This window comes from Mesorhizobium sp. YL-MeA3-2017, from assembly GCF_030814575.1.
Classification (GTDB): domain Bacteria; phylum Pseudomonadota; class Alphaproteobacteria; order Rhizobiales; family Rhizobiaceae; genus Mesorhizobium; species Mesorhizobium terrae.
In genome coordinates, this window is record NZ_JAUSVH010000001.1 from 3,380,595 (window position 1) to 3,397,215 (window position 16,621).

Here is a 16,621-nt window from a genome sequence, read left to right on the forward strand (position 1 = left end):
CGGAGGATGGCGCAGGCCGGCTATTTTGCCTCGCGATGGAAAGCGGCCCCTTAGGGCCGCGCCGGAAAATAGTCGGCCGCAGCCATTGCCGGGCCGGCCCGCCTGTGGGCCGATCGCCCTCTCGAAGGCCGAGGCGCGGTCCTCTCCGATCCCCTGCATCTGCGTGAACACGGCGTCGATGCCGTCCCACAGCTTCTTTGCCGGCTATGCCGCCGGCGCCATGAAGCGTGCGACGTCCTGCGGCCCGAGCTGCACCCGCGTCTGGCTGCGCAGCGTCGCGAGGCCGAGGGCGCGGAGATCCTCGTTGAAGTCGCCGAGCTGTGGCGAGATCACGATCGCCTCGATCCCGGCCGCGTTCGCCCGTTCGACCAGGCTGTCACGCGCTCCGTCACCGGCCGGATCGTCATCGCGCAAGATGTAGAGCCGCCGTAGCGTGTCGGGGAAGAGGATGGCGGCGAGATGTGCTGCGGAGAGCGCCGCCACCATCGGCATGTTGGGGACGACTTGTCGGACCGAGAGGACCGTCTCGATGCCTTCGCCGGCCGCCATCACGTCGCCGCCGACGCCAAAGCGAACCACGTTGCCGAGGAGATCGCCCATCGCCCGGCGCGGGGTGTCGAGGGGCGCCTTGTCCAGGCGTTGAGGGTCGAGCCAGGTGCGATGCGCCCCGGTGATCCTGCCCGCAAGATCGGTGACGGCGGCGATCATCGCCGGCCATGTCTCGGTCGGCGCGTGTTCGTCAGACCGATAATAGCAGCGTGGGTGGAAATGCAGATTTCCGGTTCCACGGAGATCCGTAATGCCGCGTTTCCGGAGATACGCCGCGACGATTGTGCCCGCAATCGGCTGTGACATGCGGATGAGACGCCGTGCGGCTTCGGGCGATCCATGCGGTGCAGGCGCCAGAGGCTGGAACGCGGACGGTTCCGGCTCGGGTGGTGGCATACTGAGGAACAGCCGCGCCTCTTCAGCGACATCCTTGAAGTCGATGAGGCCGCAGCTTTCGCGGATCACGTCGAGGAGGTCGCCATGTTCGCCCGTCGCGGCATCGGTCCATTTCCCGGCGGGGCCTTTGGGCGAGTCCTTGAGGCGGACATACATCGAGCGACCCTTGGTGTTGCGGGCGTCTCCGACCTGCCAGTAATTGCCCTGGCGATGGCCGTTGCCGAGATAGTGGCGGCACACCGCCTCGGCCTGTCGGCCGAGACGCTGCGCGAGATCGGATGCGTCGAGACGAACCATCACGCAGCCTCCCGTTCGCCGACGCGCTGGATCGGATAGGTGCCGATCAGCTTGCCGATGATAGCCGCACCATCCGCGCCCACGGGCACGAAGAAGCGGAGCTTCCACGAGATGATCTCGCTGAAGAGACCATAGGCGCGCAGGCGCTCACGCATCGCGTCGATGAAACCTGAGAGTTCGATGCGATCGGCGCCCATGACGCGCACGCGGCGGAGCTGGAGGCCTTCGGCCAGGTCGAGGATCGTCTTGCCCTCGACCAGCGCGGCATAGGCATGGCCTGCCGACAGGCTCGTCGTTCCGACCGTGGTGGCGTTGGCGACCCAGGCGGGCGACACGCGGCGGCCGATGATCCGTTCCCCGTCGTCGGTCTGGAGCCGATAGACGCGGCTCGATTCGTTGGGCAGCCGCTTCCAGATCGGCAGCAGCAGGCCGGCGACGATGTGGATGGTGGAGTCGGAATAGGCCGGCACCTCCGCGACCTCGGCGTTCCAGGCGGCGGTGAACTCGGCCCGGCTGGCGGCGATCCAATGGCTCTCGTCCATCATGCGGAGCGATGCATGATGATGCTCCATCGGCCGGATCAGCCGCACGCGGCGTTCGATCTCGCCATCGTCGAGCATCAGCGATGGCGCTGGAAGCTGAACGGCGGCGCGGTGGGAACGCTCGTTGACCAGCAGCATGGCGGCCGGATCATCGAGCCACGCCATCGCCTCCTCGGCGGTCATCGGCCGGTTGCGTTCGCGTTGCTGGATGGTGAGCAGGCTGGTTTCCGCGCCGGTGCCGGGATGGGTGTAGATGGTCTGGCGCTCGGTGACGACGAAGCTCTCCGCGCGTAGCGTTTCCAGCCCGACGTCGTAGATGCCGGCGGCGATCGCGCCCTCGACCTTAGCGGTCAGGAGCTGCTCGAAGGCGGCGAACAAGATGTCCTGCAGGTCGATGGTCAGCGCGAGAAGGCGATTGAGGAAGGTCGTGATCGGCGGCAGCTCGTCCTTGATGCCGTTGTCGTCCATCAGCTTCAGGCCGGTCGTTTCCTCGAACCGCTGGAGCGAGCATCCCTCGACCTTGCCGCGGACGATCAGGATGTAGAGCTGGCGCAGTGCATCGCGCGCATAGTGGCTCTCCAGATTGTCCTCGGGCCGGAACAGGCCTTGGCCGCCGGTCTGGCGCTGGCCGCGCGTGATTGCGCCCAGCGTGTCGAGCCGGCGCGCGATGGTCGAAAGGAAGCGCTTCTCCGCCTTCACGTTGGTCGCGATCGGACGGAACAGCGGGGGCTGCGCCTGATTGGTGCGGTGGGTGCGGCCGAGGCCCTGGATCGCGGCGTCAGCCTTCCAGCCCGGTTCGAGGAGATAGTGGACGCGCAGCCGCGTGTTCCGCGCCGACAGCTCGGCATGGTAGCTGCGGCCGGTGCCGCCGGCATCGCTGAAGACGAGCACGCGCTTCATGTCATCCATGAAGGCCTGCGTCTCGGCGAGGTTAGCGGAGGCCGCGCGGGTCTCGACCGCAAGGCGCTGCCCCTTGCGCACGATGCGGCGCGAGCGGCCGGTGACCTCGGCCACCATGTCCGCGCCGAAATGCTGGACGATCTGGTCGAGCGCGCCGGGGACCGGTGGGAGGCTGGCGAGCTTCTCGATCAGCTCGGTGCGGCGTGCGACCGCCTCGCGGCTCTCGACGGGCTGGCCATCGCGATAGACCGGACGGGAGGACATGTTGCCCTCGCCGTCGGCGAAGGGCTCATAGAGCTGCACCGGGAAGCCGGTTTCGAGGTAGGACAGAACGTACTCACGCGGCGTGATGTCGACGCGAATGTCGTTCCATTCCTCGGTCGGGACTTCGGCTAGGCGCCGTTCCATCAGGGCCTCGCCGGTCGAGACGATCTGGATGACGGCGGAATGGCCGGCCTCCAGATCCTGCCCGATCGAGCGGATCAGCGTCGGCGTCTTCATTGAGGTCAGCAGGTGACCGAAGAAGCGTTGCTTGCAGCTTTCGAAGGCCGAGCGTGCGGCGGATTTGGCCTGGCGGTTCAACGTCCCGGTCGAGCCGGTGATGTTTGCCGCCTGCATGGCCGCGTCGAGATGGTTATGGATGATGGCGAAGGCGCCGGCATAGGCATCGTAGATGCGCCGCTGCTCGGGCGTCAGCTCGTGCTCGACCAGCTCATATTCCACGCCGTCGAAGGAGAGCGACCGGGCGGTGTAGAGACCGAGCGCGCGCAGGTCGCGGGCCAGCACCTCCATCGCCGCGACGCCGCCGGCCTCGATCGCCTCGACGAACTCCGCCCGGGTCGGAAAGGGGAAATCGTCGCCACCCCACAGGCCCAGCCGCTGCGCATAGGCAAGGTTCTGGACCGTGGTGGCGCCGGTCGCCGAGACATAGACGACACGCGCATTGGGCAAGGCGTGCTGCAGGCGCAGTCCCGCGCGCCCTTGCTGCGAGGGCGTGACGTCGCCGCGTTCTCCCTTGCCGCCGCCGGCGTTCTGCATCGCGTGCGCCTCGTCGAAAATGATCACTCCGTCGAAATCGGAGCCCAACCATTCGACGATCTGCTTGACCCGCGAAACCTTCTCGCCGCGGTCGTCGGAGCGCAGCGTGGCATAGGTTGTAAATAGGACGCCTTCCGGCAGCGTGATCGACTTGCCCTGCGGGAAGCGCGAGAGCGGCGTGACCAAGAGGCGCTCCATGCCGAGGGCGGACCAGTCGCGCTGCGCGTCCTCGATCAGCTTGTCGGATTTGGAGATCCAGACCGCCTTGCGCCGGCCCTGCATCCAGTTGTCGAGCACGATGCTGGCGGACTCGCGCCCCTTTCCAACGCCCGTGCCGTCGCCGATGAAGAAGCCGCGACGGAAGCGGACGACACCGCTGGCATCATCGGCGGCGGCCGCCACGACGTCGAACGTGTCGTCGACCGTCCAGGAGCCCGCGAGAAAATCGGAATGGGCTTCGCCCGCGAAGATCAGGGTTTCGAGCTGGGCATCGGAAAGCGAGTTCAGGATGGTCGCAGGAAGCGTCGGCCGATAGCTCGGCTTCGGCGGAGCGACCGAAGCCATGGCGGCGGACTGCACGAGCTTGGTGGGATGGGCCTTAGAGCCGGGAATGCGGATCGTCTGCAATCCGTATTGCTCGTAGATCGCATCGCTGAGCCGCGCGCCCTCGGCCGGGGTCCAGTCGACGGTCTCATAGGCGAGTGGTGCGCCTTGAGGATCGGCGAGGCTCGCGCGGGTCGATGATGTCGCCGCGGTGCGCGCGAGATAGCCGCGAACGGTGCGCGGTGCAGCGCTGATCGGCATGACCTGAACAGCGGGCGCAAGGGCCAAGCGCGGCGGCACATGCTCGGCGATCCACGTCATCAGCGTGGCGATGTCCGGCGCCGTGCCGGGGGATGCCGGAAAGGAGAGCGGATCGTCGGCCGGGATCTTGTCGATCACGGTCAGCCGGGTTTCGACGGTCGTGCCGTGCTTGGCGTAGACCGAGCCGTGGACGGCAGCGGTGAACACGACGCGGCCTCGCTCCTGCAGGCGAACGAAGGCGTCGCGCCAGGCCGGCATGTCCGGGCCGAAGTTCGCGCCGGTGATCGCGACCAGGCGCCCGCCATCGGCGAGCCGGGCGAGCGCGGATGCGAGATGGCGATAGGCCGCGTCGGCGATGCGTCCCTCGACATTGGCGAGCACCGAGAATGGCGGGTTCATCACCACGACGGTCGGGACGGTCGCCGGATCGAGATGATCGTCGATCTGCGCGGCGTCGAAGCGGGTGACGGGGATGGCCGGAAAGAGGGAGGAGAGAATCTCAGCCCGGGTCTCGGCGAGTTCGTTGAGGACGAGCGTGCCGCCCGCGATCTCGGCGAGGATGGCGAGAAGGCCGGTGCCGGCCGATGGTTCGAGCACGCGATCGACGGGGGTGATGGCCGCCGCCGTGATCGCGGCCAAGCCGAGCGGGATCGGCGTCGAGAATTGCTGGAAAGCCTGGGCCTCTTCGGAGCGTCGCGTGTGGGTGGGCAGCAAACCCGCGATCTTGCTGAGCTGGGGAATGGCCGCGGCCGGAGAACCGGCTTTGCGCAAAAGCGCCTTTCCGTATTTGCGGAGCATGAGGACGGTGGCGGCCTCGCAGGCTTCGTAGGCGGCCTTCCAGTCCCAGGCGCCAGACGTGTCGGACGCGCCGAAGGTGATCTCCATGGCGGTGCGCAGGATCGCGGCGTCGATGCGCTCGCCGCGCTCAATGTGAGGAAGAAGGAGGTGTGCCGCGGCATGGATGGCGGCGGCATCAGTCGGCTGATCGGCACCGATCGGCAGCGCCGACGCTAGCGTGTGAGCGTTCATGGAAGAGGTCCTCGGGAGAGCGGAAACGGGGATGCCCGCCGGCGCTCTCTCTCGGACCGGACGGGCTCAAACCCGTCCCGGCCTTCCTCTCACTCTGCCGCGACCGTATCCCGGCTCATCGCTTGGCCTTCCACCGCGCGAGGCGCCCCGCTAGACTCCGGCATCCAACGCAAAGGCAGGATGCCGCCGCGCCTCGGATGATTTCCGCCGCGCTGCGGCGGGAGAGGAAGGAAGCAGCGGCATGAAGGGAAGCGTGGTCGGCATCGTCGCGGCGGGATGCCTGGTGGTGGGATTTGGAGCCGGGTTCGCCCTGCGGCCCGCATTGTTACCGGTAGCGGCGTCGCCGGCAGCGGCGGCCGGCGTAGCGCAGCCGACTGAGGCAGAGGCGACCGACGCGGTTCGGCGCCACCGGCTGTTCACGGGAACGTCGCTCGCCAACGCAACGCTGAAGCTCGGCGACTGCTCCCCTGGTGGGGTCGGCCCTGGTGTCACCTGCATGACGCAGCTCGTCATGGATTCGACCAAGCCGAACGCGACGCCGCAAAACCGGCCGATCGGCTTCGCGCGCGTCAACGGGCAATGGGAAGTGGCCGTCTGGTAGCCGCTATCGGGATGCCGGCTCGCTGCCGGGCGGAACATAGGCCTCATAGGGATTGCCGTCGGCGAGGTGTCCGAATGGCGTGAACAGATAATCGCCATCGCGGCTTACGGCGCAAATGACGTAGCGGGGTTCGCCTGTCACGGCATCAGCGCATTCCATCAGAGCTAGATGACCGTTCTCGGCGGCGCGCAGCAACGTCTGGAAATTGGCGCGGGCATGATCGGGAATGCTCATGATGCAGCTCCCTCGGCGAGCATGGTCGCAAGCCAGCCATCGGTATAGGTCCACGCCACAGTCGCGCCGGTTGCGAGATCAAGGACATGCGCGCCGCCGCCGAAACCGTCGAGACGCGGCCGCGAGCATGTGTTGGCGTACTGGAATCCCCAGCGCCCGGTGAGCTGGAATTCGGCGGCGCAGCGTTTGACGAACTGGATCAGCCGCTCTGGATCGCCGGTGACGTCGTCGCGCATCCATAGCTTCGTGCCGCCATGTTCGGGCTGAATGGAAAGGAGAAAGTTATCGGAGGGTGGATCCTCGGATGCTCCGTCCTCGGACAGTTGGTTGTAGAGGTCGAGCGCGCGAGCGGCGTTGTCAGCCGTGCGGACGTCGAGCAGGCATGAGAAATGGGTGAAGTATTCGGCCATGCGGCCTCTCCCAGAGAGCAGGGAACGGGAGAGCCGGCAGGCGCTCTCTCCTCCAGGTCTGGCTCGCCTCGTCCGGGCCAAACTCTCCCTCTCGATCGCCTCGCATGAAAAAAGCCCGGCGCCTTCGAAGGGACGCCGGGCTGATCAGATCAGGAAAGGTACATCGTCACTCGGCGGCGGCGAGGTGCTGTTCCTCGTCATCGTCGGCAACGGTCTCCTCGTCATCGCCAGCGAGGAAGTCCGGCAACGCGTCGTCGCCCTCGCCAGCATCCGCCTCGATGGTTCCAGCATCGATGCCGGAATTGCGCAGCGGCTCGGGCAGCCAGCCTGTCTCGACAAGGAGGCGTTCCGCTTCGGTCGCCATATCGCCCTTCTTCAGATGCTCGATGAGGTGGGCGGCACGCTCGCCGACGCCTTCACGCACGGCTTCGAGGATGCGGGGCTTGGTGACGCGACCGAGATAATTGGCAACCGTCGGCCGCCAGCCCGCTTCGGCCATGTCGAGCCCGACTGCGAGCGACAGGCGATCGGCCTCGGCGATACGCTGGTCAATGCTGTGCGCCGAGACGCGGCCACCATAGCGATCGGCCTTCTCGTAGAGCGCATTGACGCCGAATGAAGCGCAATGGGCGAAGAGTTCCGCCTGTTCGGGGCCAGTCAGTGCGGCCAGCCCATCCCAGAGATCAGCCACCTTGCCCGGGAGCCGCTTGCGCCAGCCATCATGCCGGGCCTCGATCGCCTTGGCATAGACGCTGTCACGCAACCCTTCGGGCTGCGAATGGAAGGTCGTGCCGCGCACGCTGACCTCCATCGCGAAGCCATACTGGCTGCCGCCGTAGAACACGTCCTGGCAGAACTTGTGCAGGACGGCGACGAAGGCGACCGAGGGATCGCTGGCGAGTTTGTCGCGCAGCGCGAGGGTGCGATCGGCGGTCAGCTCGGTGATGAGGCGATCAGGGAGCGGCTTGATCGTGTCGTCCTCGTCCTCCTCCTCGGACCCGGCGGGTTTGCCGCCGATGGTGATGACCGCACGCTGGACCGAAGGCGTCATCGGATGGTCAGCGTCATGTTCGCCATCATCCTGCTCATCCCCTTCGCCGCCGTCCAACTGGTTGGCGGGCTCGTCGTCGGGGCGGACATAGCCGCGGTCGATCGACAGCGTGCCGTCGGCATCCAAGCTGACGAAGACACCTGCGATCGCGATGTCTGCGGGCTCGTAGTGGACCGGCCGCTCGTCGAAGCTGGCGAGCGCGGTTTCGATTTCGCCAAGGCGCTGATCGATCTCGTCCGGCAACTCGTCGGCGTGCTCATATTCGGCCTCCAGCTTGGCGTACTCGGCGTTGAGCGCCTCGATGGTCGCCTGTTCGTCAGCCGTCAGGTCGAGCGGCGTGCCCACGATCTCGCGCAGGCCGTGGGTGGCGCCATAGGGGAAGCTCATCGCCACCTCGATCCATTTCCAGCCTTCGCCGGCGATCGCTTCGGCGGAGGCCTTCAGCTTGTCGGCGACCAGGCGATCGAGCAGCGCAGGATCCTGCAGCCAGCCGCCGTCGTCATCCTGGAAGAGATCGCGCAGCACGCAGCCGCCGGCGGTTTCATAGGCATCGATACCGACGAATACGGCCCGCTTGTCGGATGCGCGGACGGCGCTCTCGGTCAGCATGCGCCGGATCTGGTAGGGTTCCTTCTGCCAGCTATTGCGAACCGACTCCCAGACCTGCTCCTGTCGCGCATGATCGTCGGTGACGGTGAACGCCATGAGCTGTTCGAGCGTGATGCCGTCCTCGGCATAGATATCGAGCAGTGCCGGCGAGACGGCCGCGAGGCGAAGCCGCTGCTTCACGACCTGGACGGGCGCGAAGAATGCTGCCGCAATCGCCTCCTCGGTCATGCCCTTCTCGCGCATCGCCTGGAACGCGCGGAACTGGTCGAGAGGATGCAGCGGGGCGCGTTCGATATTCTCGGCCAGCGACACCTCGTCGACGAGGATGTCGGCATTGGCGTCCGACACCACGCACGGCACCTTGGAGGTCTTGGTGAGGCGCTTCTGCTTGACGAGGAGTTGCAGCGCGCGGAAGCGACGCCCGCCCGCCGGCACTTCGTACATGCCGGTTTCCTGTCCTTCGGCATCGAGCACCGGCCGGACGTGGAGGGACTGGATGAGACCGCGCCGGGCGATCGATTCGGCCAGCTCGTCGATCGAGACGCCGGCCTTGACGCGGCGGACGTTCGACTGGCTCAGCACCAGTTTGTTGAAGGGGATGTCCTGCGCCGACGACAGGGTGATCTTCTGAATGGCAGTTGCCATGAGACTTACTCCGCGACGGGCGCCGAGAGCCTCTCTCTCGATCCTAAACCCGTCACGAAGCGAAGCACCGCCCTCTCACTCTAGGAGGGCAGCGCATCGAGGGTCGGGGAAACGCTGGAGGAAAAACGCAAAGCCGGAGACACGGACAACCGCATCTCCGGCTTTGTGGGAATCAGGCGGCGCGATCGAGGAGCTTCTTGGCCTTGCCTTCGAGTTCGAGCCGCGCGTCCTGATGCGGCTTGTCGCGGGCGACGGCGGTGATGCCCTGCACGAAATCGAAGATGCTCTCCGGCGGACGGCCTTCCTCGGCCAGCACCGCGTCGATGATCTTGCCGGTCTCGGCCTTCGAGAAACCCCGGCGGCGCAGGAATTCGGTGCGTTCCTCGTCCTTGTGCGCGACGATGCGTTCGCGCGCCGCCTTGATGCCGTTGATGAACGGCTGCGGCGAGGAGTCCGCGAAGGAGAGCAACGCCGGCGCCGCCTCATGGGCGAAGCGCGAGGCGGCGTATTTGGAGTGGCGGATGGAGATCTCCTCGAAATCCTCGACGCCCCACAAATTGCGATTCTGGCACACGGCCCTGAGATAAAAGGACGCGATGCCGAGCGTTTTCGCGCCCACCTCGCTGTTCCAGGCATAGAAGCCCCGGAAATAGAGATCGGGCGATCCGTCCGCGAGCTTGCCGGCCTCGATCGGATTCAGATCGTCGACAAGGAAGAGGAAGACGTCGCGATCGGAGGCGTAGAGCGTCGTGGTGTCCTTGGTGATATCGACGCGCGGATTATAGACGCCGGTCGACCAGTCGAGGACGCCCGGCACTTTCCATCGGGTGTCGCCGGTGCCGTTGCCGGCGATGCGCTGCACGGCTTCGACCAGCTCGTGGTCGTAGATCCGGCCGTAATCAGGGCCGGTCACGGCGCGCAGCTCGACGCGGCCGTCGTCGGTCTCGAGCGTCTTGATCTGCTCGGCGCGGTGAGCGGTCAGGCCATATTGCAGGTTGATGCCGGCGAGCGCGGCGGGGAGCTGCCGCAGATAGGCGGCCGGCGCGCCGACCTGGCTGGCGAGCTGGCCGAAGCTCCAGTGCGTCGGCGCGATGGGCTTGTCGGCGCCTGGTAGGATCAGGGCAAGCCGTTCGGGATCGGTGCGGCTGGCTTCGACATGGATGAGCGCGGATTCGACGACGCGCGTCCGGCTGCGCTCAGTCCGCTCGCGGACGGTCCGGCCGAGTTCGGCGAGCGAGAGATAGCGCTCGTCGTCGGGCCGCGAGAACCACTCCGAGGAAACGCGGCCGATGCGCTCGCCGCGGTTGACGTCCACCTTCCAGCCGCCACTCACGTCGCGCCGGGCATCGAGAACCTGCATGTTCATGGGATCAAACTCCATGACGGGCGTCGGAAGACTCTCTCCCGACCCTCAACCCGTCACGGAAATCCGGTCCACACTCTCACTCTAATGGGGGCGTTGCGGGGTCTCCCCGCAGAAGGGGTCGGCCGAGACCCTGGGCTCGGCCGCAGGGGAAGGCTTTCCCCTCCAGGCCCCTCTCAATCGCTGGCCCTTCCAGCCGGTTTTGGGGAGATTGAAAACTGTCAGAAAACTGCGTATATTTCTGACAGGAGATTATCGTGCAGCGACTGACCGAACAGATTCTGGCGCATACTGAGGGCTTGCCCGAGGGCGCTCCGATCGCGGCGAAGAGCCTACTCCATCTCGGCAATCGCGCCGCGGTGGACCAGGCCTTGTCGCGACTGGCTGAACGTGGCCGGCTGATGCGCGCCGGGCGCGGCGTCTATCTGCGCCCGGTTTCCAGCCGGTTCGGCTCTCGCGCGCCGTCCGTCGAGAAGGCCGTCGAAGCCCTCGCGCTCCAGCGCGGCGAAACCATCGTGTCGAACGGCGCCGCCGCCGCCAACGCGCTCGGCCTCACGACCCAGGTGCCGGTCCGGTCGGTCTATCTGACATCGGGCCGTAGCCGGACGATGAATCTCGGTCAGCAGGTCGTCGAGCTGCGGCATGCGCCGCGCTGGCAGTTGGCGCTGGCCGATCGGCCCGCCGGTCAGGCCGTACGTGCGCTCGCCTGGTTGGGGCCGGAGAAGGCGGAAGCCGCCTTGAAGACGTTGAAGCGCAAGTTGCCGTCTTCCACCTTCGGCGAACTCGTCGCGGCCGCGCCCCAGCTTCCGAGCTGGCTCGCCAGGACGGTGGGCAAAGTCGCGCATGGCTGAGGCGTTCCTGACATTGTCGGCGGACGATCGGCGCGAGGCTCTGGCCGTCGCCGCCGATCGATCCGGGCGACCGCTCCATCTGCTGGAGAAGGATGTCTGGATCGTCTGGACCCTCGCGACGCTGTTCGGGTCCGACCTTGGCGTGCATCTCGTGTTCAAGGGCGGCACGTCGCTGTCGAAAGCGTATCATGTCATCCGGCGGTTTTCCGAAGACGTGGATCTCACCTACGACATCCGCGCCATCGCCCCCGACCTGGTGGGCGAGAACGGCGAGGCCCTGCCGAAAAATCGCAGCGAGGAGAAGCGGTGGTCGAAGGCTGTCCGGCACCGCCTGCCCGAGTGGGTCGACGGAACGGTCCAGCCCCTTCTTGCCGGCGCGATCAAAGCACTATCGCTCCCCGCAGCGCTCCGGGTCGAAGGCGACAAGCTGTTCGTCGACTATGAGGCGACCTCGGCGGGGTCGGGCTATGTGGCTCCAAGCGTGATGCTGGAGTTCGGCGCCCGCTCGACCGGCGAGCCGGCAAGTCCGCGGAATGTCGTGTGCGACGCGGCCGGGCTGATCGAAGGTGTCGAATTTCCAACGGCGCATCCGCGCGTGATGCACGCCGAGCGGACCTTCTGGGAGAAGGCGACGGCCATGCACGTCTTCTGCCTGCAGGAACGGCTCCGTGGCGAACGCTTCGCCCGCCACTGGCATGATGTTGTTCGACTGGATGATGCGGGGATCGCCACCGCCGCATTGGCCGACCGCGACCTCGCCAACGCCGTCGCCCGCCATAAGAGCATGTTCTTCGCCGAGAAGGCGGCCGATGGCGAGACTATTGATTACGAAGCCGCCGTCGGCGGGAAATTACAGCTCGCACCGAGTGGTGAGGCGCGCGCGGCATTGGCTACGGACTATGCGCGCATGGTCGAAGACGGGTTGCTGCTGGAAGACGCAGAGCCGTTCGAGGCGCTGATCGAGCGATGCGCAGACGTCGCCGAACGGGCGAACCGCGCGGCGGAATAACAGGAGTTGGGGAAAGCGTGGGGCTGTATAAGAAGTGGTGTGATGCCACCAGGGAAAAGGACAAGCGCAAGCGCTACTGGACCTATGTCGAGAAGGACGGCGGCCGCGACGAGATTCGCGATGACCTCGCCGAGACTATCCGCTCGCACTACGACCGGCTCGAACGCATCGCCGAGGACGTGGAGCGGCTCGGCTACAAGGTCGCCGCGAAGATCCTCAGCGAGGCGATGCCCCAGACGCCAAAGGGCCGTTCCGGCGATCTCGGTGAAATTCTCGCGACCGAGCTGGTCGAGGAAGAGATCGGCCTGCGCGTCCCTGTGCGCCGCCTCCGCTACAAGGACGGCCGCAACATGGCCATGCGCGGCGACGACTTCATCGGCGCTGGATACGATGCGGCCGGCGAGAAGCTCTGGCTCCTGAAGGGCGAAGCTAAGAGCAACAAGGTGCTCGGCAAGGCCACGGTCACGAGCGCCCGCAAGGTGCTCAACCGCGATAGCGGCCGTTGCACGCCCGATTCCCTGCTGTTCGTCGCCAACCGCCTGTTGGAGAGCAACGACCCGGACGACAACGCGCTAGGCCGCAGCCTGCGTGACGAAGTGGGCCTGAAGTCCCTCCGCGCCGATCGCATCGACCATATGCTCTTCACGGTGTCGGGCAACGGCCCGCACGCCTTGCTGAAGGAGGATCTCGACGCCACCGGAACCAACCGGGACCACTATGTCGTGAACGTCCACGTCGAGGACCATCAGGACTTCATCGCAGCCATGTATCAGGAGGCGGAAGACCTTGGAGACGATTGACGAACTGACCGCGTTCCTGGCGACCGCGACCGTCGACGGCATCCTCGGGCGCCTGCTCTATCGTGGCGCCGCCTGGTCGCTGATGCGTGAGGAAGGCGTGTTGCCGGCGAACGCGCCGCCGCTCGGTGCGACGATCGAAACTGATCTTGCCGAACACGGCTTTGCCCTGCTTCGTGGGGCGATGGCCCTGCGCGCTCAGGCCGGTGCGTCGGATCTGACCAGCAAGGCGTTCGAGCGCGCCGCCAACGCCTTCGAAGCCCTGGTGCGCAACGGCGATCCTGAGTCTCCCGATCGCGGTTTCCGCCGGACGATCGCCGCAGCGGCCTATCACCTGGCCGGCTTCTCGGCCGTCGCCTATTCGCTCTTCAACGAGACCGCGGACGATCTCAATGCCTCACCCGGCGAAACGGCGATCCGGCATCTGATCCTGCGCGATCTTGGCCAGTTGCGCGGGTTCGTTCGCGAGTGGTTGGACGATGAGGCTCACAGAGATGAGCAGATCGCCGAGGCGCTGACGGGCGAAGAGCCGGACATCGACGAGGCCCTATCGACGATCCTCAACACGACGATCTGCCGAGCTCTCGCGCATTTTGACTTCGCGCTCGAGACGGGCGAACCCGAGCCGATCGAAACCGCGCGGATGCTGCTCGGCACCGCGGTCAGCCTGGCGGACAACGCCGAGAATGTTCCGCTGTGGTGGATCTCGAATCTCTGTCGTCACCTGATCGATGACCTTTGGCAGCATTCGCTGCACGAGAACCTGCCCACCGAGCCGCCGGAGGGAACGGAGGAAAAATACCCGGACCTGCGCCGTCTATTCATCTCGTCGCTCTACGCCCGCAAGACGTCCGAGGTGGAGCTATGGCCATCGCAGCGCGAAGCGGCCCGGCGCTCCACGGACGTCACCGACGATCTGGTCGTCGCCCTGCCGACCAGTGCCGGCAAGACCCGCGTGGCCGAGATCGCCGCGCTGATGACCCTGTCGTCGGCGCGCCGGGTGCTGATCGTGACGCCGCTGCGCGCGCTGTCCGCCCAGACCGAGCGATCGTTCAGAAAGACGTTTGCGCCGCTCGGCTTCAGCGTCTCCTCCCTCTACGGCGCCAGCGGCCTTTCGGCTGGCGATGAAGACGCGCTGCGCTCCCGCGAGATCATCATCGCGACGCCCGAGAAACTCGACTTCGCGCTGAGAAGCGACCCGTCGCTGATCGACGATGTCGGCCTGATCGTCCTCGACGAAGGCCACATGATCGGCCCGAGCGAACGCGAGATCCGATACGAGACGCTGGTGCAGCGTTTGCTTCGACGTGCGGACGCGGGCGAACGCCGCATCGTCTGTCTGTCCGCGATCCTGCCCAGCGGCGACGAACTCGATGATCTCACCGCGTGGATACGCTCTGACGAACCGGGCGAGCCGGTGCGCTCCGACTGGCGCCCCACGCGCCAGCGGTTCGGCGCACTCACCTGGCGGGGCAAGGACGCGCGGCTGCGACTGGATCTCGACGATGATGGTCCGTTCCTCGACAAATTCGTCGTGCAGAAACCTGCGCGGGGGAAAGAGAAGAAGCCCTATCCGCGCAAGAACTCACATCTCGCCCTGTTCGCGGCATGGGAATTCGCGGGCCAGGGCAAGCGGACGCTGATTTTCTCCACCCAGGCGAATTGGGTCGAGAGCTACGGCAAACAGGTCGTGGACCTCTGCAAGCGCGGCTATCTGGACTCACTGTTGGAGGATGAGGCCTCCATCGCCCGCGCTCTGGAGGTCGGCAAAGAATGGTTGGGCGAAGACCATCCCGCCGTCGCCTGCCTGAAGGCCGGCGTTGCCATCCACCACGGCCGGCTGCCGAGCCCGTTCCTGCGTGAGCTGGAAGCCCTGTTGTCCGAGGGTGTCCTGAAGGTCATCGTCGCGTCGCCGACACTCTCGCAGGGTCTCAACCTCAACGCCGCCGTCCTGTTGGTGCCGGCGCTATATCGGGCGTCCGAGAAGATCAAAGGCGAGGAGTTTGCGAACGTCGCCGGCCGCGCCGGGCGCGCCTTCGTGGACGTCGAAGGCCTCATCGTCCATGTCATGTTCGATAAGGTCGATTGGCGAAAGAAGGAATGGGGGAAGCTGGTCGCTTCCGCCAAGGCCCGCACGCTGAAGAGCGGTCTCATCCAGATCGTCGCCGAGATCCTTGAGCGCCTGTCCCGCGAAGGTGTCCTGGATCGCGACGATGCCTGGGAATATCTGGCCAACGCCCGTGAAGCCTGGAGATCGCCCGAGGAGGAAGCCGCGGTCGCCGAGCGCCTGGCGGCCGGCGCGGAGTACGACGCTGACGGCGATGATGATGAAGGCGGCGGCGAGGACGAGGAAGAAACCATCGACGAGGAGCCGCTGTCGCAGATCGTCGAACGCCTCGACGCGACAGTGTTCGGTCTGATCGAAGCACTCGATTCCGATCGCGCCGACCTGCCGAAGCTCTTGGACGAAGCGCTCAAGGGATCGCTCTGGGCGCGCCAGATCGCCCGCGAAGACGAGGATGTCGCCCCGCTGCACAAAAAGGTGTTCGAGGCGCGTGCGGATCTCATCTGGAGGACCACCACGGCGCAGGCGCGGCGCGGACATTTCGCCATGGGCGTTGGGCTTGAGGCTGGACTCACCATCGACGCCATGGCCGACGAGCTGGCCGAACTTCTGGACCGGGCTGACGATGCGGCGTTGAGCGGCGACGTTGACGCACTTGTCGAGGCGCTCGGCGGTCTTGGCGAGCGCCTGCTGTTCATGCGGCCCTTCATCCCCGACAAGGCGAACGCGCTGCCGGCGAATTGGAAGGCTATTCTGCGCAGTTGGGTGTCCGGCGAGGATGTGGCCAAGATCGGACCGCAGAACATGCGGGCCGTGGAAGAGGCCTTCACCTATCGCCTGGTCTGGGCGCTGGAAGCTGTCCGCACTCGTCGCATGTCCCTCGGCTGGTCACCGGAAACGGTGGCGGGTGGCGCCGCGGCGGCGGTCGAAACCGGCGTCCCGCAATTCATGATGTCGATGTTGATCCGCGCGGGCCTTCCGTCACGGCGCGCGGCCATGGCGGCGATCGAGGATGCCAAGCCGGTTTTCGTCACGCCCGCCGAGATGAGGGCCTGGCTCGAATCCGACGAGATCACAGCCTACACGGATGCCGGCGACTGGCCGACGCCCGACACCGCCGCGCTATGGGCACGGTTCCGAACCGAAGCCCTCAGCGGCGGCATCCAGAAGTGGTCGGTCGAACACTACAAGCGCTTGCTCGACGTCGCGGCCGCCCCGCCTTCCGGCCTCTATCGGATCGTCACCGACGAGGGCGACGGGCGAACCTGGCTGACGACGCCCGACTATCAGCGGGTCGCTGCTTTCAAGAAGCCAGCGGTCGATCCCAAGCCCAGCCTCTTTTCAGGCCGATTGCCCGGCGGCACCAGGCTGGTGGAGGCCTTGCGTGTCGGCCGCGGGAAACTGCGCTGGCCGACAGCCGATGCGTAAAAG

General features: G+C 66.3%; 11 protein-coding genes. 5 read left to right on the forward strand and 6 right to left on the reverse strand.

Annotation, left to right across the window (positions count from 1 at the left end):
* Positions 1–204: 204 nt before the first annotated feature.
* Positions 205–1,242 (reverse strand): DUF7146 domain-containing protein, encoded by a 1,038-nt coding sequence (locus QFZ88_RS16270; protein WP_024922555.1) that lies wholly within the window; start codon positions 1,240–1,242, stop codon positions 205–207.
* Positions 1,242–5,555, reverse strand: a complete 4,314-nt coding sequence (locus QFZ88_RS16275; RefSeq protein WP_024922556.1) for a strawberry notch family protein — start codon at positions 5,553–5,555, stop codon at positions 1,242–1,244. The genes QFZ88_RS16270 and QFZ88_RS16275 overlap by 1 nt, the downstream gene beginning before the upstream one ends.
* Before the next feature lie 241 nt (positions 5,556–5,796).
* Here QFZ88_RS16275 and QFZ88_RS16280 point away from each other — a divergent pair, with 241 nt between their 5' ends.
* The gene (locus QFZ88_RS16280; protein WP_024922557.1) at positions 5,797–6,156 is read left to right on the forward strand and encodes a hypothetical protein; all 360 of its coding nucleotides are present in this window, start codon (positions 5,797–5,799) and stop codon (positions 6,154–6,156) included.
* Positions 6,157–6,159: 3 nt separating this feature from the next.
* On the opposite strand, the gene QFZ88_RS16285 is transcribed toward QFZ88_RS16280, so the two are convergent.
* From QFZ88_RS16285 to QFZ88_RS16300, 4 genes are all read right to left on the reverse strand, one after another.
* Positions 6,160–6,390, reverse strand: coding sequence for a DUF6117 family protein (locus QFZ88_RS16285; RefSeq protein WP_024922558.1), 231 nt, complete (start codon positions 6,388–6,390; stop codon positions 6,160–6,162).
* A complete protein-coding gene (locus tag QFZ88_RS16290) occupies positions 6,387–6,800 on the reverse strand; it encodes a hypothetical protein (protein ID WP_024922559.1) in 414 nt (137 codons plus the stop codon). Before QFZ88_RS16290 ends, QFZ88_RS16285 begins: the two co-directional genes overlap by 4 nt.
* Before the next feature lie 166 nt (positions 6,801–6,966).
* Complete coding sequence (locus tag QFZ88_RS16295; protein WP_024922560.1) at positions 6,967–9,105, reverse strand: ParB/RepB/Spo0J family partition protein; 2,139 nt, start codon at positions 9,103–9,105, stop codon at positions 6,967–6,969.
* A gap of 172 nt (positions 9,106–9,277) precedes the next feature.
* Entirely contained in the window at positions 9,278–10,471 is a 1,194-nt protein-coding gene (locus QFZ88_RS16300) for a hypothetical protein (protein ID WP_024922561.1), read from the reverse strand.
* A gap of 254 nt (positions 10,472–10,725) precedes the next feature.
* On the opposite strand from QFZ88_RS16300, the gene QFZ88_RS16305 reads away from it, so the two are divergent.
* The 4 genes from QFZ88_RS16305 to QFZ88_RS16320 are packed head-to-tail and all read left to right on the forward strand — an operon-like array spanning position 10,726 to position 16,618.
* Positions 10,726–11,319, forward strand: coding sequence for a DUF6088 family protein (locus QFZ88_RS16305; RefSeq protein ID WP_024922562.1), 594 nt, complete (start codon positions 10,726–10,728; stop codon positions 11,317–11,319).
* A complete protein-coding gene (locus tag QFZ88_RS16310; RefSeq protein WP_024922563.1) occupies positions 11,312–12,328 on the forward strand; it encodes a nucleotidyl transferase AbiEii/AbiGii toxin family protein in 1,017 nt (338 codons plus the stop codon). The genes QFZ88_RS16305 and QFZ88_RS16310 overlap by 8 nt, the downstream gene beginning before the upstream one ends.
* Before the next feature lie 17 nt (positions 12,329–12,345).
* Positions 12,346–13,128: a HamA C-terminal domain-containing protein gene (locus QFZ88_RS16315; protein ID WP_024922564.1), complete on the forward strand. Its 783-nt coding sequence runs from the start codon at positions 12,346–12,348 to the stop codon at positions 13,126–13,128.
* Complete coding sequence (locus tag QFZ88_RS16320; RefSeq protein ID WP_024922565.1) at positions 13,115–16,618, forward strand: DEAD/DEAH box helicase; 3,504 nt, start codon at positions 13,115–13,117, stop codon at positions 16,616–16,618. Before QFZ88_RS16315 ends, QFZ88_RS16320 begins: the two co-directional genes overlap by 14 nt.
* Positions 16,619–16,621: the final 3 nt, after the last annotated feature.

Bases quoted from the DNA above. Each gene is read 5' to 3' on its own strand.
- QFZ88_RS16270 (WP_024922555.1), bottom strand. From the start codon at position 1,242: ATGGTTCGTCTCGACGCATCCGATCTCGCGCAGCGTCTCGGCCGACAG.
- QFZ88_RS16275 (WP_024922556.1), bottom strand. From the start codon at position 5,555: ATGAACGCTCACACGCTAGCGTCGGCGCTGCCGATCGGTGCCGATCAG.
- QFZ88_RS16280 (WP_024922557.1), top strand. From the start codon at position 5,797: ATGAAGGGAAGCGTGGTCGGCATCGTCGCGGCGGGATGCCTGGTGGTG.
- QFZ88_RS16285 (WP_024922558.1), bottom strand. From the start codon at position 6,390: ATGAGCATTCCCGATCATGCCCGCGCCAATTTCCAGACGTTGCTGCGC.
- QFZ88_RS16290 (WP_024922559.1), bottom strand. From the start codon at position 6,800: ATGGCCGAATACTTCACCCATTTCTCATGCCTGCTCGACGTCCGCACG.
- QFZ88_RS16295 (WP_024922560.1), bottom strand. From the start codon at position 9,105: ATGGCAACTGCCATTCAGAAGATCACCCTGTCGTCGGCGCAGGACATC.
- QFZ88_RS16300 (WP_024922561.1), bottom strand. From the start codon at position 10,471: ATGAACATGCAGGTTCTCGATGCCCGGCGCGACGTGAGTGGCGGCTGG.
- QFZ88_RS16310 (WP_024922563.1), top strand. From the start codon at position 11,312: ATGGCTGAGGCGTTCCTGACATTGTCGGCGGACGATCGGCGCGAGGCT.